Origin of the sequence: Pseudomonas rossensis (assembly GCF_039888995.1) — a bacterium.
GTDB lineage: Bacteria > Pseudomonadota > Gammaproteobacteria > Pseudomonadales > Pseudomonadaceae > Aquipseudomonas > Aquipseudomonas rossensis.
Map to the genome: position 1 here is coordinate 108,200 of NZ_JBBWCB010000001.1, position 15,188 is coordinate 123,387.

Sequence of the window (15,188 nt, forward strand, 5' to 3'; positions counted from 1 at the left end):
CCCGCCACCTGTCCGAGGGGCGCTGCAGCAGGTTCGACCTGTCAGGCTCGGATGGGGCGTTGCTTGACCGTTATCGGTCAGACACTAAACGCACAACGGCGCCCATTCGCATACATACGAATGGAGGCTCATCATGAGCGCTGTTATCACGCCTGCAGATTTTAACGATTACAAAGTTGCCGACATGTCCCTGGCTGCCTGGGGTCGTCGCGAAACCATCATCGCCGAATCCGAAATGCCAGCCCTGATGGGTCTGCGCCGCAAGTACGCCGGTGAGCAGCCGCTCAAAGGCGCGAAGATCCTCGGTTGCATCCACATGACCATTCAGACTGCCGTGCTGATCGAAACCCTGGTTGCCCTGGGTGCCGAAGTGCGTTGGTCGTCCTGCAACATTTTCTCGACTCAGGACCAGGCCGCTGCTGCTATCGCCGCTGCCGGCATCGCGGTTTACGCCTGGAAAGGCGAAACCGAAGAAGAGTACGAGTGGTGCCTTGAGCAAACCATCCTGAAAGATGGCGCGCCTTGGGATGCCAACATGATCCTCGACGACGGCGGCGACCTGACCGAGTTGCTGCACAAGAAATACCCGGCGATCCTGGACCGCGTCCACGGCGTCACCGAAGAAACCACCACTGGCGTTCACCGCCTGTTGGACATGCTGGCCAAGGGCGAGCTGAAAATCCCGGCCATCAACGTCAATGACTCGGTCACCAAGAGCAAGAACGACAACAAGTACGGCTGCCGTCACAGCCTGAACGATGCGATCAAGCGTGGTACCGACCACCTGCTGTCCGGCAAGCAAGCGCTGGTCATCGGTTACGGTGACGTGGGCAAGGGTTCGGCCCAGTCCCTTCGTCAGGAAGGCATGATCGTCAAGGTTTCCGAAGTTGACCCGATCTGCGCCATGCAAGCCTGCATGGACGGTTACGAGCTGGTTTCGCCGTTCATCGACGGTATCAACAACGGCACTGAAGCAAGCATCGACAAAGCGCTGCTGGGCAAGATCGACCTGATCGTGACCACCACCGGTAACGTCAACGTTTGCGACGCAAACATGCTCAAAGCCCTGAAGAAGCGTGCCGTTGTCTGCAACATCGGCCACTTCGACAACGAAATCGACACCGCTTTCATGCGCAAGAACTGGGCATGGGAAGAAGTGAAGCCACAGGTTCACAAGATCCACCGTACCGGCCCTGGCGCATTCGACGCCCAGAACGACGACTACCTGATCCTGCTGGCCGAAGGCCGTCTGGTTAACCTGGGTAACGCCACCGGTCACCCAAGCCGCATCATGGACGGTTCGTTCGCCAACCAGGTTCTGGCTCAGATCTTCCTGTTCGGCCAGAAGTACGCCGACCTGTCACCAGCCCAGAAAGCCGAGCGCCTGACCGTTGAAGTACTGCCGAAGAAACTCGACGAAGAAGTGGCCCTGGAAATGGTCCGCGGTTTCGGCGGCGTCGTGACTCAACTGACCAAGACCCAGGCCGACTACATCGGCGTGACCGTTGAAGGTCCGTTCAAGCCGCACGCTTACCGCTACTGATTGGACCCGGCGGGCTTTGCGCCCGCCGATCCTGACCAGGCGGACCGGCCATCACCGGCCCGCCTTTTGCGATTGCAAAGGGTATTCCCATGTCCGAAGACCGTCGCTACAGCTTTGAGTTCTTCCCTACGAAGACCGACGCTGGGCATGAAAAACTGATCGCTACTGCCCGTCATCTGGCGACCTACAATCCTGACTTCTTCTCCTGCACCTACGGCGCTGGTGGTTCGACCCGTGATCGCACCCTCAACACCGTGTTGCAGCTCGAAAGCGAAGTCAAAGTACCTGCCGCACCGCATTTGTCCTGCGTTGGCGACAGCAAGGACGACTTGCGCGGCCTGCTGACCCAATACAAGGCGGCCGGCATCACCCGTATCGTTGCCCTGCGCGGTGACCTGCCTTCCGGCATGGGCATGGCCAGTGGTGAAATGCGCCACGCCAATGACCTGGTTGAATTCATTCGTGAAGAAACCGGCGATCATTTCCACATCGAAGTCGCCGCCTACCCGGAAATGCACCCGCAAGCGCGCAATTTCGAAGACGATCTGAACAACTTCGTGCGCAAGGCCAACGCTGGCGCCAACAGTGCGATCACCCAGTACTTCTTCAACGCCGACAGCTACTTCTACTTCGTCGAGCGTGTACGGGCGATGGGCGTGAACATCCCGATCGTTCCGGGGATCATGCCGATCACCAACTACAGCAAGCTGGCGCGCTTCTCCGATGCCTGCGGTGCGGAAATCCCGCGCTGGATCCGCAAGCAGCTGGAAGCCTACGGCGACGACACCTCAAGCATTCAGCGTTTCGGTGAGCAGGTTATTACTGAAATGTGCGAACGCTTGTTGCAGGGTGGAGCACCGGGGTTGCATTTCTATACCCTGAACCAGGCCGAAGCGAGCCTGGCCGTGTGGAACAATCTGAAGCTACCGCGCTGATAGACTCCATGCCTCATCCCAAGGCCCTCTTCTGAGGGCCTTTTATATTCAAAGCCCATGGAATGTTGTTTCCAATGACGACTGAGTCCTCGCCACCACGCCCTCAACTGGTTTATCTGGTTTTTGGCTCCCAGACGTACCACCAGGAAGCGGTGTTCAGCATCGCCAGTGCCTTGGCCTGGCTGCGTGAAACGCCCCACGCAGAGCTCGACATCCAGGTTTTCAGTGACAACCCGCAGCCCTACGAGCACCTACCGGTACGAGTGCGCCCCCTCGACGAACCTACTCGTCGCCGCTGGAACGAACCCCACGGCTATCACTTTCGAGCCAAACATGTCGCGTTGCGCACGGTGCTTGAGGAGTCGGAAGTCGCATTGCTGATCGACACCGACACGTTCTTCCATTGTTCACCCGTCGAACTGTTCAATCGCGTGCAACCCGGCACTCTGCTGTGCAACGACTACTACACCCAATACGGCACCAATAAGGAGAACGTGCTCTACAGTGCGCTGTCGAGTACGCTTTTTAACAAAGGCCTGGCAGACGATCAGATGATGCTGCTCAACTCCGGCGTGATCGGGTTGCACCAGCAGGACGCGCAGGTACTTGATCACTCCATTGCCTTGATCGACGAATTGTTTCCCATGGCACAGGGGGCTTATACCCTTGAAGAGTTTTGCCTGTCGGTCGCAGCCTATCGCACGATGAAGATCAATAAGTGCCCGGACCTGATCCATCACTACTGGAGCCGCAAGCAGCTGTTCAGGGCCAAGGTTAAAGCCTGGGTCGTCAAACACGCCAAGAACCCGACCAGTCAGGCGGCATTGGACGATACTCGCCGCGTGTCAGCTCACCTCCCACGACCGCCACGGGCCCAGCGAATGCTCTACAAGCTCATCACCCTGGCACTGCCCAAACATCTGCGTCAGTTCATCCGCGAAATCCTCTACGGCTGCTATGAACATCACAACGAGTTCGACAAGGCCTGTGGGCCGGTGTGGTGGGACAAGGCGCTGCAAAACCAGGAAGAGCGCCTCGGCAAACCGGTCACTCCGCACTTGCTCGAACGCTGGTTCGACAAGGAATTGGTCCGACTGATCCTGGGCGGTCGACGCAAAGCTATCCACGACCACTTGCTCAATTCGCCCGATAAATAGAGATCTTGCGCACAATCTACCTCAAGGCCAGCGCTAAACATGCTCGCCAGAGCTTCTCATTAGGCCTTGAGAGTACTAACCTCAGGCCATGCCCGTTATTGCCCAGTTGCTGACAGTTCTGCTTTTTACTTGCCTGAGCTTTACCGCTCGGGGCGAGAAGCTGCGCATTGTCACTGAGCCCTGGGCGCCGTACGTGTACGAGGAAAACGGCAAATCCCTGGGGCTGGACTACGAAACCACCGCCATCGTCTTCAAACGCCTGGGCATCGAAGTGGAATGGCAGTTCCTGCCGTGGAAACGCTGCCTGTCGATGCTCGAAACGGGCCAGGCAGACGGCGCGCTGGACATCTTCCACAGCGATGAGCGCGACGCCACCCTGCTCTACCCCGGCGAGCCGCTCTCGGAAGTGGAGTTCGTGATGTTCTACGCCAATGAGCGGCCCCACCCTTTTCGCACCCTCGCCGACCTGAAAGGGCTGACCATAGGCACTTCCCCGGGCTATCTGTACAGCCAGGACTTCAGCGAATCGACCCTGTTCACCCGCGAACCGGCGCCGACCCATGAAGCCAACTTCGGCAAACTGGTGCGCGGGCGGATCGACCTGCTGATCACTGATCGCAGGGTCGGTCAGCACTTGCTTGATGAATTGGGCATCCGCGACAAGATTACCGAGAACCCGACCGTCATCAGTCACCAAAGCCAGTTCCTGGCAGTACGCCGCAACGCCGGCATGGACTTGTTGGTGCAGCGCTTCGGCGCCGAACTCAAACGCTTCAAGCGCGAGCCTGCGTACGCTGAACTGAGCGCCCGTTACGGCGCCCATCCGGCTGCCGAGGTCAAAGCCACCAGAGCCACCGCCGCCAGCGGAAAAACCGTTGAGCAGCAGGAAAGCGGCGCGCAGTGATTGCTCTGTTATACTCCGGCCTTCCCGCCAGGCTCACGCCCGGACGCTCGGACTTGTTCAAGGCATCTCGACCCCGCTACAGCGCAGCTTTTCAGCCCGCGCGAGCACTCCAGATGAGCCTTCTTGGCCCAGCAGGACCGGACGGGATTGCGTTCCTCTTAAACGCCATTCGCGCCAGGCAAGACTCCCATTGGGCCAAGCCCTAACTAAAACAGGATTACTCATGTCCTTTGCTTCCCTCGGTCTCTCCGAGGCTTTAGTCCGCGCCATCGAGGCAGCGGGCTATACCGAGCCTACTCCGGTGCAACAGCGGGCCATTCCCGCCGTGTTGCAAGGTCGCGACCTGATGGTCGCGGCTCAGACAGGTACTGGTAAAACCGGCGGCTTCGCCCTTCCGATTCTGGAGCGGTTGTTCCCCAACGGTCACCCGGACAAATCCCAGCGTCACGGCCCGCGCCAACCGCGCGTACTGGTCCTGACCCCTACCCGCGAACTCGCGGCTCAAGTACACGAGAGCTTCAAGGTCTATGCTCGTGACCTGAAGTTCGTCAGCGCCTGCATCTTCGGCGGCGTCGGCATGAACCCGCAGGTTCAGGCCATGTCCCGCGGTGTTGACGTGCTGGTGGCCTGCCCTGGCCGCCTGCTCGACCTCGCCGGCCAAGGCAGCGTCGATTTGTCCCACGTGGAAATCCTCGTGCTGGACGAAGCCGACCGCATGCTCGACATGGGCTTCGTCCATGACGTGAAAAAGGTCCTGGCTCGTCTGCCGAGCAAACGTCAGAACCTGCTGTTCTCGGCGACCTTCTCCAAAGACATCACCGACCTCGCCGGCAAGCTGCTGCACAACCCTGAACGCATCGAAGTCACGCCGCCGAACACCACGGTCGAGCGTATCGAACAGCGCGTATTCCGCCTGGCCGCCAGCCACAAGCGCTCGTTGCTGGCGCACCTGATTACCGCTGGCGCCTGGGAACAGGTGCTGGTGTTCACCCGCACCAAGCACGGCGCCAACCGTCTCGCTGAGTACCTGGACAAACACGGCCTCAGCGCCGTTGCAATCCACGGTAACAAGAGCCAGAACGCGCGCACCAAAGCCCTGGCCGACTTCAAGGCCGGCGAAGTGCGCATCCTGGTTGCCACCGACATCGCCGCTCGCGGCCTGGACATCGATCAGTTGCCACACGTGGTCAACTTCGAATTGCCAAACGTCGACGAAGACTACGTTCACCGTATCGGCCGTACCGGCCGTGCCGGTCGTTCGGGCGAAGCGATCTCGCTGGTCGCTCCGGACGAAGAAAAACTGCTGAAAAGCATCGAGCGCATGACCAAGCAGAAGATTGCCGACGGCAACCTGATGGGCTTCGATTCCAGCGCTGTAGAAGCCGAGAAGCCTGAAGTCCGCGAGCGTCCGGATGTGCGTAACCCGCGCAACCCACGTGGCCCGCGCGGTGACGGTCCGAACGGCACCGGTGGTGGCGGCGGTCGTAAAGACAAAGGCAAGGACAAGGGCGGCAAGGAAAAACCTGCAGCCACTGGCCGTGGTGATCGCCCGGCGCGTGAACACAAGCCACGCGAAGGCACTCCGGCTCGCGAGCAACAGCGTCCAGCGCCACGCGCTGCTGCTGCAGACCGTGCTCCGGACGAGTTCCTGGACGACGACGTCGATAACTTCGGTAACCGCGTCGACTACGTGCCACAGGCCAAACCCGCTCAAGGCCGTGGTCGCCGTCCGGGTGCTCCGGCACAAGGCACGACAGCTGGCGCAGGTGCTCCGCGCACCGGCGGCGGCAAGCCTCAGGGTCGTCAAAGCGGCCCACGCAGCAGCGATGGCGCCACCACCGGCACGCCGCCGGCCAAGCGCAGCGGCCCACGCAACGGCGCTCCACGTGACGGTCAGGCCCGTCGCGAAGAGTCCCGCAACCGCCGCCCGGCTCGCACCGACGACCAGCCGCGTTCGGAATCGGCCGTGCAAAACCCGCGCGGCCCGGCACCGAAGATCATTCACAAGGAGTCGAAAACCGATCGTTTCCCGACTCCTGAGCAACTTGATCAACTGCCAGGCCGTCCGCGCGGCGAGAAACCAGCGTTGCTGACTCGCAATCGCTGATTTAACGCAGCCATAAAAAATGCCTCTGATCGCGAGATCAGGGGCATTTTTTTGAACTCATGTAAAACCCTGTGGGAGCGAGCTTGCTCGCGATAGCGGTAGATCAGTTAGTGGAGATGTTGAATGTTAAACCCCCATCGCGAGCAAGCTCGCTCCCACAGTGGATTTGCGGTGGCCATGCAGATTATGCCAGGCAATAAAAAACGCCCCCGATCGCAAGATCGAGGGCGTTTTTTGTTTTAGCGGCGAACGTTACTTCGCTTTCACACCTTCAAACGAAACGTACAGCTCGACCGCGTCGGACTGTGGGCCCAGGTCTTTCTGCTTGCCGAAATCGGAACGCTTGATGCTAGTGGTGCCTTCGAAGCCGGCACGGTAGCCGCCCCATGGATCCTTGCCTTCACCCAGGAAAGTGGCCTTGACCACGACTGGCTTGGTCACGCCCAGCAGCGTCAGGTCACCGGTCACGTCAGCAGTGTCTTTGCCAGCGGCGTTTTTGCCGGTGGATTTGACGCTGGTGGAAACAAACGTGGCTTTGGCGAATTTGCTCGCGTTCAGGAAATCACCGCTGGCGATGTGCTTGTCGCGCTCGGCATGGTTGGTGAACACGCTGGCGGTGTTCACGTTGAACTCGATCTTGCTGGCTTCAGGCTTGGCAGCGTCGAAGCTGAACTTGCCGTCGATGTCCTTGAAGGTACCAGTGATGAAGCTGTAGCCCAGGTGGCTGATCTTGAAGTCAACGAAGGCGTGCTGGCCTTCCTTGTCGACAACGTAGTCAGCTGCCATCACGTTAGCGGACAGCAGAGCAGAACCGATTGCCAGAGCGGCGAGCGTCTTTTTCAACATGCTTTCTATTCCTTTGGAGTCGAGGTTGAACATCAGGCTTTGCGCCCCAGCATTCGCGCCAGGGTCGCATCACGATCAATAAAGTGGTGTTTCAGTGCTGCCAACGCATGGAGACCGGAAAAAATTACCAGCGCCCAGGCCAGGTACAAATGAATCACACCGGCTGTATCTGCCTGATCCGGTAGTCCGGATATCAGTGCAGGAACTTCAAACAGGCCAAACACCGGAATCCCGACACCATCTGCGGTGGAAATCAGGTAACCGGCAATCATCACAGCGAACAGACTGAGATACAGGAACGAGTGACCGAACTTGGCACCAATGCGCGTCATGCGGTTATAGCTTTCCAGTACTGGCGGCGGCGGGCTGATGAAACGCCACAGCACCCGTAGAACCATGACAGCTAACAACACCAGGCCGATGCTCTTGTGCAAGTCGGGCGCGTCTTTGCGCCAGACGCTGTAGTAGTCGAGACCGACCATCCACAAGCCCAACGCAAACAGACCGAAGACCGCCAGCGCCACGCCCCAGTGCACGAAAATGCTGACCCAACCGTAGCGCGAAGAAGAGTTACGTAGCTGCATTGCCCAAATCCTGTGAGAACTGCGACCAAGACTATCGAGTTATCTATCGAGTTAAAGCGGAAAATTTCGCTTTGAAATATCGAGAAATACGATCAAGAGTCTGAAATAGGTGAGTTAAGGAAAGATTAAAGACCCATATGTAAGAAAAAATGAAGTCCAACTAAAGAACACCTGCGCCATAAGGTTTATTCGATTCTTGATATTGGTTTTCTTCGGGCATAAAAAAACGCGGCATTTCTGCCGCGTTTTTTTAGTCCCAAAGCTTACTGCGCTTTGGTATCCGTCGCCGGAGTCGCAGCGGGCTTGACCGCTACTTTCTTCGCCGGTTCAGCTTTCTTCACCGGGGCCTTCTTAGCCTCGGCTTTGGCCGCAGGTTTTTTCGCTGCAACTTTGGCCGGGGCTTTTTTGGCGGGTTCGGCTTTCACGGGTGCCGCTGGTTTCGGTGCTTCTACCGGTGCTGGCGCTGGGGCCGGCGCAGGTGTTGGAACCGGTGCCGGAGCAACTGGAGCCACTGGCTCTGGCGCCTTGACCGGTGCAGGTTTGTCGTCAGAACCACCGAACAGGTTGGTGAAGAAGTTACCTTTCTTCGCCGCCACCGCGCTGGCCGCCGCAAGGGTCGCTGCCGGAACAACTTTCGCCGGTTCAAACGACTTGCCGGCCGCCAGGTCTTCTACCTGACTCGCTGCCCGCTGACCGGTGCGCAATGCGCCTTCCAGCGTGCCCGGGTACAAGGTGTCAGTGTGTTCGCCGGCAAAGGCTACACGCTGAATCGGACGCTCCCACAGACGCCAGTACTTGCTGATCTGGCCAGGGCCGAACGCCAGGTAAGCGCCGCCCATCGATGGGTCGGTGCTGTAACGGCGGATTTCGTAACCGGTGAACGAACCGCGCGCCTGTGGATAAAAGGCGTGCAGACGGATCAGCACCTGATCGACCATCTGCTTGTCGCCGAAGGCCTGCATCACGCGCGCGTTGTCGCCGGACAGGTTGATCACCACGTTGGCACCGCCCTTCAGCGCCGGCTCAACCCACAGCATGCCCAGACCGGTGTTGCTGTAGATCTCGCCGGTCATCCGCGCCTTGCTTTCCCACACGGGTGTCTTGAACTTCAGCATGATCTGGTCGCGCCAACCGTAGTTGGTGCCCTTGATCGCGCCCATGTGCTGGGCATCCAGCGAAGGAGTCATCTGAATCTTGTTCAGTGCGCGCAGTGGCACGGCCACAACGACGTAATCAGCTTGGTAGCCAACGCTGCCGACTTTGACGGTCACGCCGTCCTTGTCCTGGGTGATCGCCGAGACCGGGGAGCTGGTCTTGATGGTTTTCAATTGTTTAACGAAAGCCTGGGCCAACACCGGGCTACCGCCGAGCAGACGCGAAGCACGCAGGTCACGGTCGGCAACGCCACGGTAAACGCGGCTTTGCTGTGCGAAGTACAGCAGCGACAGGCGCGACGGTTCGTCATAACGGGTACGAATCTGCTGATTCACCAACTGACGTGCCGTGGCTGGCAGATTCAAACGGTCGAGCCAGTTGGCCACGTTGATCTGGTCCAGGGCGAACAGTGTGCTGTTGGCCGCCGGGTTCTGCGGGTCTTCGATCGAGCGCGCCAGATCGTCCAGGGTCTTTTCGTAGCGCTTGAGCGCGTCGCTGGTGGCCGGCTGCTTGGTGGCCAGATCGGCGGCAGTGAAATACTCACCGTCAATCAGGTAGCCCGGGGTCCGCACGAACTCTGGGGCCGGCGTGGTGCTCAGCTTGAAGGTCGATACGTACTTGTTCAGAACCGGTTGAGTCTTGTCGTTGCCGATCCACTCACTGGTGGCCATGCCGGAGCGACCGCCCATGCTCGGTTTGGCTTCCAGCAGGGTGACCTGCCAGCCTTTGTTTTGCAGTTCGTAAGCAGCGGTGAGGCCAGACAGCCCTCCCCCGATCACGATCGCCGTTTTATCCTTGGCCAGCGCAGACACGCTGAACAGCCCTAACATCACCAGCGCACAGGCGCGCAGCCAACCAGCAGACATTCAGCGAACTCCGGAAATACACGTAGGAAAAAGTGGTTTTGCGAGTCAGACGACTCAAAGAACCGCGAAGAATACGTCAGCCATCAAAAGGCCGCCAGCGACGTCTATCCACCTATATAAAGTAGCTCAATCGACACAATGGGTTGTCCCCACGCCACGCATTGCATAGGCTTGCGCGATTGTTTGCCCGCGCACCAAGCGAGCCGCCTCGAGGAGACTGAAAATGGGCCTGAATAATCAGTGGATGCAACGCGATCTCGCGGTGTTGTGGCATCCCTGCACCCAGATGAAAGACCACGAACAGCTGCCGCTGATCCCGATCAAACGCGGTGAAGGCGTCTGGCTGGAAGACTTCGAAGGCAAACGTTACCTCGATGCCGTCAGCTCCTGGTGGGTCAACGTGTTTGGTCACGCCAACCCGCGGATCAACCAGCGCATCAAGGATCAGGTGGATCAGCTGGAACACGTGATCCTCGCCGGTTTCAGTCATCAGCCAGTCATCGAGTTGTCCGAGCGCCTGGTGAAAATGACGCCGGAAGGCCTGACCCGATGCTTCTACGCCGATAACGGGTCGTCCTGCATCGAAGTCGCGCTGAAAATGAGCTTTCACTACTGGCTCAACCGCGGCCAGCCGAACAAGAAGCGCTTTGTCACCCTGACCAACAGCTACCACGGCGAGACCATGGCGGCGATGTCGGTGGGCGACGTGCCGCTGTTCACCGAAACCTACAAGGCGCTACTGCTGGACACCATCAAGGTGCCGAGCCCCGATTGCTACCTGCGCCCGGAAGGCATGAGCTGGGAAGAACATTCGCGCAATATGTTCGCTGCCATGGAACAAACCCTGGCCGAGAATCATGACACCGTCGCGGCAGTCATCGTCGAGCCGTTGATTCAGGGCGCCGGCGGCATGCGCATGTACCACCCGGTGTATCTGAAACTGCTGCGCGAAGCCTGCGACCGCTATGGCGTGCACCTGATCCACGACGAAATCGCTGTTGGCTTCGGCCGCACCGGGACGATGTTCGCCTGCGAACAGGCCGGCATCCGCCCGGACTTCCTCTGCCTGTCCAAGGCCCTGACCGGCGGTTATTTGCCGCTGGCGGCCTGCGTGACCACCGAAGATGTCTACAGCGCTTTCTACGACGACTACCCGACCCTGCGCGCCTTCCTGCATTCCCACAGCTACACCGGCAATCCGCTGGCGTGCGCGGCAGCCTTGGCGACTTTGGATATCTTCGAAGAAGACAACGTCATCGAGAACAACAAGGCCCTGTCTCAGCGCATGGCCAGCGCCACTGCGCACCTGGCCGATCACCCGAACGTTTCGGAAGTGCGTCAGACCGGCATGGTACTGGCCATCGAGATGGTCAAGGACAAGGCCACCAAGGAAGCTTATCCGTGGCAGGAACGTCGCGGCTTGAAAGTGTTCCAGCATGCGTTGGAGCGTGGTGCTTTACTTCGACCGTTGGGCAGCGTGGTGTACTTCCTGCCGCCGTACGTGATCACGCCTGAACAGATCGACTTTCTGGCCGAAGTGGCCAGCGAAGGCATCGACATCGCGACTCGCGATAGCGTCAGTGTTTCGGTGCCGAAGGACTTTCACCCCGGTTTCCGTGATCCGGGCTGATTGATTTCACCGAAGCTCCCACAGTTGACCGCGTACACCTGTGGGAGCGAGCTTGCTCGCGATAGGGCCGCCAAAACCTGCACACATTTTACAGAGACCCCCGATGAGACTGTCCCGCTTCTTTATCGACGCCCCCTTGAGCACTGGCGAACACGAGTTGCCCGAGGCCCAGGCCCATTACATCAGTCGCGTGCTGCGCATGGCCGAAGGTGATGCGCTGCAACTGTTCGACGGTTCGGGCCATGAGTTTCGCGCCACGCTGATAGAAGCCGGCAAGAAGCGCGTCGTCGTGCAGATCGATGAAAGCTTCGCCGGGCAGGTCGAGTCGCCCCTGCAGATCCATCTCGGCCAGGGCTTGTCCCGTGGCGAGAGGATGGATTGGGCGATTCAGAAAGCCACCGAACTGGGGGTCACTGAAATCACCCCGATCTTCAGCGACCGCTGTGAAGTCCGACTGAAGGACGAACGCGCCGACAAACGCCTGATGCACTGGCGCCAAGTGGCGATCAGCGCCTGCGAGCAGTGCGGACGCTCACGGGTGCCGGTGATTCACCCGCCGCTGCTGCTGGCGGACTGGTTGAAGCAGACTCAAGCGGAATTGAAGTTGGTGCTGCATCCGGTGGCCGAGCCGTTGGTGAGCCATGCGAAACCGGCGACGCTGGCGTTTTTGATCGGGCCTGAAGGCGGGTTGTCGGAGGCAGAAGTGGATCAGGCCAAGGCTGGCGGTTTTCACGCTGCCCGCCTCGGTCCTCGCGTATTGCGCACTGAAACCGCGCCGGTGGTGGCATTGGCGGTGGCGCAACAACTGTGGGGCGACTTCTGACCCGAAAAAGATCGCAGCCTGCGGCAGCTCCTACAGTTGAAACGCGCCCCTGTAGGAGCTGCCGCAGGCTGCGATCTTTTGATCTTATTGCACCGGATCACTCACCGGCTTGGCGATGATTGCTTTCAGTTCGCTGGTCATCGGGAATTCCAGGTTCAGGCCTTTGGGTGGAATCGGTTGCTGGAACCAGCGCTGATAGATGCCATTGATCTCGCCCGAACTGTACAGATCGGCGAGTGTCGAGTTCACCAACTCAAGAAACTGCGGATCACCCTTGCGCACCATGCAGCTGTAGATTTCCCGCGACTGCTCCTCGCCCACCACGACCCAGTTATGCGGATCGCGGGCCTTGGCGCGTTCCCCGTAAAGCAGCGCGTCATCCATATAGAACGCCGCCGCCCGACCTGACTGCAACATCTGGAAGGCTTCGCCGTGGTCCTTGGCACTGATCACGAACATATCGATCTTGTGATCGATGTTGTAGCTCTTCAGAAACCGCTCGTTGGTGGTGCCCGCGGTGGTCACGACGTTCTTGCCGCGCAGGTCGGCGAAGCGCTTGATGCCGCTGTCCTTCGCCGTGAGCAACTGCCCCTTCACGTAGATAAACCCGTAGGAAAACGCCACTTGCTGCATGCGCTCGGCCGTCACGCCGGTGGAGCCGCACTCAAGGTCGACCGTGCCGTTCTGCACCAGTGGAATGCGCGTTTGCGAGGTCACCAGGTTGTACTTCACCTGCAGATCCGGCAGCTCGAGCTTTTGCTTGATGCGCTCGACAATCTTGCTCGCCAGATCCACCGAATAGCCCATCGGCTGCCCCGTGTGATCACCCACGTAGGAGAACGGCACCGACGCGTCGCGATAGCCCAGCGTGATGCTCTTGGCATTGGCGACCTTGTTCAGCGTGCCGGTCAGTGGCGCTTCGTTGGCCTGGACCTGACTGGCGAGCAGCAGGCCGAGGGTGCAGCCGATCAACGTGATTTTTTGCATTGTTATTCTCCGTGTGGGTCAGTTGATTAGCGGCGGGCGGCGATCACGGTGATTTCCACCAGAACCTCTGGACGGGCCAGTTGCGCCTGCAAGGTGGTACGGGTCGGCGCCTTGCCCGGCGACAACCACTGCGACCAGACCTCGTTCATGACGGCAAAGTCGCGGCCAATGTCGTTCAGGTAAATGGTCGCGTTGAGCAGATGATCCTTGTCGCTGCCAGCCTCAGCCAACAACGCATCGATTTTCGCCAGCACTTCGGCGGTTTGGCCGGTGACGTCGGTGCTGTCACCCGGAACCTGTCCCGAGAGAAACACCAGATCGCCAAAGGTCACCGCGCCAGAGAGTCGGCTGTTGCTGTTGATGCGGTTGATGTTCATCGGTTTTTCCTTTTCAAGTCAGGCGACGCGGGGGGCGAGGCCCTGCATTTCAATTGAAGGTGTGCGCCGCGCGATCAACTCACTGAGCAACCGGGCGCTGCCACAAGCCAGGGTAAAACCCAGGGCGCCATGGCCGAGGTTGAGCCAGAGATTGCGGTACGCCGTGGCGCCGATCAACGGCACGCCGCTGGGGGTGGCCGGGCGCATGCCGGCCCATTCGACGGCGGCGTCGTAATCGCCAGCATTGGGCAAGGTTTCCTGCGCCTGGCGCTTGATCAGCGCCAGACGTTTGGGGTCGAGCGCCGGGTCGAAACCGACAATGTCGACCATCGCCGCCACGCGCAGTTGGTCACCGATGCGGGCGTAAACGATCTTGCGGTTGTAATCGGTGATGCTCAGCTCCGGCGCGCGATGTTCAGCGCGGATCGGCAAGGTCAGGCTGTAGCCCTTGAGCGGATACAGCGGCAGGTTCATGCCCGGCAACGCCAGCGCCGGACTGCGATGTCCGGCGGCAATCACCAGTTGCTCGACCGGCAGCACTTGCGAACCCATTTCGACGGCCTGTACCGCGCCGTCCACGTGGCGAATGCCGGTGACTTTGCGCCCGAGCAAAAACTCGCAACGCCCCGACGCCTGGAGCCGAGCCAGCAGTTGCTGGCAGAAAGCATGGCAATCGGCGACCTCCTCGTCGGGGGTATAAATCGCGCCCACAAACGGCGCCTCGGCGAGTGCAGGCTCCAACTGTGCGCATTCGGCCCGCGACAGCACGTGCTGCTGTCGCGGATCGGCGAGGCCATGGCGAGCGTGTTCGAAACTCGCGGCTTCACGAAACGTCACCAGTTTGCCGTTGCGCCGCCAGTCGAAACCGTCGAGGCGGTCTTCTTCGCGCCAGCCTTGCAGCGTGGACTGGCTCAGCAGCGCCAGACGCAGCAAGTGCGCGCCGTTGCGCTGATTCACCGAACGACGGCAGGCCGCCAGGAAGGACGCCATCCAGCGCCATTGCGCCGGGTCCAGGCGCGGGCGCAGCTTCAACGGCGAGTCACCGCGCAGCATCCAGCCAAGCGCCTGCAACGGTACGCCGGCATCCGCCAATGGCGCGACGTAACGGTAGGACAACTGGCCGCCGTTGGCGAAACTGGTCTCGCTGCCCAGCGAGTCCCGGGCCTCGATCAGCGTCACGTCGATGCCGTCGCGCACCAGTGCGTAAGCCGTCGTCAGCCCGATGACGCCACCACCGATGATGCAAACCCGCTGAGCCATGTCTGTCCTTAACC

At 59.9% G+C, this 15,188-nt stretch carries 13 protein-coding genes and 1 riboswitch; of the genes, 7 read left to right on the top strand and 6 right to left on the bottom strand.

What is annotated here, in order from left to right; translation table 11 throughout:
• Window positions 1–8 precede the first annotated feature (8 nt).
• A riboswitch (S-adenosyl-L-homocysteine riboswitch) is annotated at window positions 9–111 on the top strand.
• 22 nt (window positions 112–133) lie between these two features.
• The 5 genes from ahcY (at window position 134) to rhlE2 (ending at window position 6,646) form a co-directional block, all read left to right on the top strand.
• Window positions 134–1,543, top strand: coding sequence for an adenosylhomocysteinase (gene ahcY / locus WLY71_RS00475; protein WP_077747242.1), 1,410 nt, complete (start codon window positions 134–136; stop codon window positions 1,541–1,543).
• 89 nt (window positions 1,544–1,632) lie between these two features.
• Window positions 1,633–2,478, top strand: coding sequence for a methylenetetrahydrofolate reductase [NAD(P)H] (metF, locus tag WLY71_RS00480; RefSeq protein ID WP_347802076.1), 846 nt, complete (start codon window positions 1,633–1,635; stop codon window positions 2,476–2,478).
• A gap of 74 nt (window positions 2,479–2,552) precedes the next feature.
• Entirely contained in the window at window positions 2,553–3,635 is a 1,083-nt protein-coding gene (locus tag WLY71_RS00485; protein WP_347802077.1) for a hypothetical protein, read from the top strand.
• A gap of 88 nt (window positions 3,636–3,723) precedes the next feature.
• On the top strand, window positions 3,724–4,539 hold the full coding sequence (locus tag WLY71_RS00490) for a substrate-binding periplasmic protein (RefSeq protein ID WP_347802078.1): 816 nt from the start codon (window positions 3,724–3,726) through the stop codon (window positions 4,537–4,539).
• 223 nt (window positions 4,540–4,762) lie between these two features.
• Entirely contained in the window at window positions 4,763–6,646 is a 1,884-nt protein-coding gene (gene rhlE2 / locus WLY71_RS00495; RefSeq protein WP_347802079.1) for an RNA helicase RhlE2, read from the top strand.
• A 252-nt stretch (window positions 6,647–6,898) separates the two neighbouring features.
• On the opposite strand, the gene WLY71_RS00500 is transcribed toward rhlE2, so the two are convergent.
• The 3 genes from WLY71_RS00500 to WLY71_RS00510 form a co-directional block, all read right to left on the bottom strand.
• Entirely contained in the window at window positions 6,899–7,492 is a 594-nt protein-coding gene (locus WLY71_RS00500) for a YceI family protein (protein ID WP_133835621.1), read from the bottom strand.
• A 32-nt stretch (window positions 7,493–7,524) separates the two neighbouring features.
• Complete coding sequence (locus WLY71_RS00505; protein ID WP_347802080.1) at window positions 7,525–8,076, bottom strand: cytochrome b; 552 nt, start codon at window positions 8,074–8,076, stop codon at window positions 7,525–7,527.
• Between the two features lie 263 nt (window positions 8,077–8,339).
• Window positions 8,340–10,097, bottom strand: a complete 1,758-nt coding sequence (locus tag WLY71_RS00510) for a flavin monoamine oxidase family protein (protein WP_347802081.1) — start codon at window positions 10,095–10,097, stop codon at window positions 8,340–8,342.
• A 223-nt stretch (window positions 10,098–10,320) separates the two neighbouring features.
• On the opposite strand from WLY71_RS00510, the gene WLY71_RS00515 reads away from it, so the two are divergent.
• Both WLY71_RS00515 and WLY71_RS00520 read left to right on the top strand, forming a co-directional pair.
• Window positions 10,321–11,727 carry an adenosylmethionine--8-amino-7-oxononanoate transaminase gene (locus WLY71_RS00515; protein ID WP_046045254.1) on the top strand — a complete coding sequence of 469 codons (1,407 nt, stop codon included), beginning with the start codon at window positions 10,321–10,323 and terminating at the stop codon, window positions 11,725–11,727.
• A gap of 103 nt (window positions 11,728–11,830) precedes the next feature.
• Complete coding sequence (locus tag WLY71_RS00520; RefSeq protein ID WP_347802082.1) at window positions 11,831–12,550, top strand: 16S rRNA (uracil(1498)-N(3))-methyltransferase; 720 nt, start codon at window positions 11,831–11,833, stop codon at window positions 12,548–12,550.
• Window positions 12,551–12,634: 84 nt separating this feature from the next.
• Here WLY71_RS00520 and WLY71_RS00525 read toward each other — a convergent pair whose 3' ends face one another.
• From WLY71_RS00525 to WLY71_RS00535, 3 genes are read right to left on the bottom strand one after another with little or no spacing between them, the layout of a single operon-like run.
• Complete coding sequence (locus WLY71_RS00525) at window positions 12,635–13,537, bottom strand: transporter substrate-binding domain-containing protein (protein ID WP_283182014.1); 903 nt, start codon at window positions 13,535–13,537, stop codon at window positions 12,635–12,637.
• 26 nt (window positions 13,538–13,563) lie between these two features.
• Window positions 13,564–13,914: a RidA family protein gene (locus tag WLY71_RS00530; protein ID WP_347802083.1), complete on the bottom strand. Its 351-nt coding sequence runs from the start codon at window positions 13,912–13,914 to the stop codon at window positions 13,564–13,566.
• Between the two features lie 18 nt (window positions 13,915–13,932).
• Window positions 13,933–15,174 (bottom strand): D-amino acid dehydrogenase, encoded by a 1,242-nt coding sequence (locus tag WLY71_RS00535; protein ID WP_347802084.1) that lies wholly within the window; start codon window positions 15,172–15,174, stop codon window positions 13,933–13,935.
• Between the last annotated feature and the right edge of the window lie 14 nt (window positions 15,175–15,188).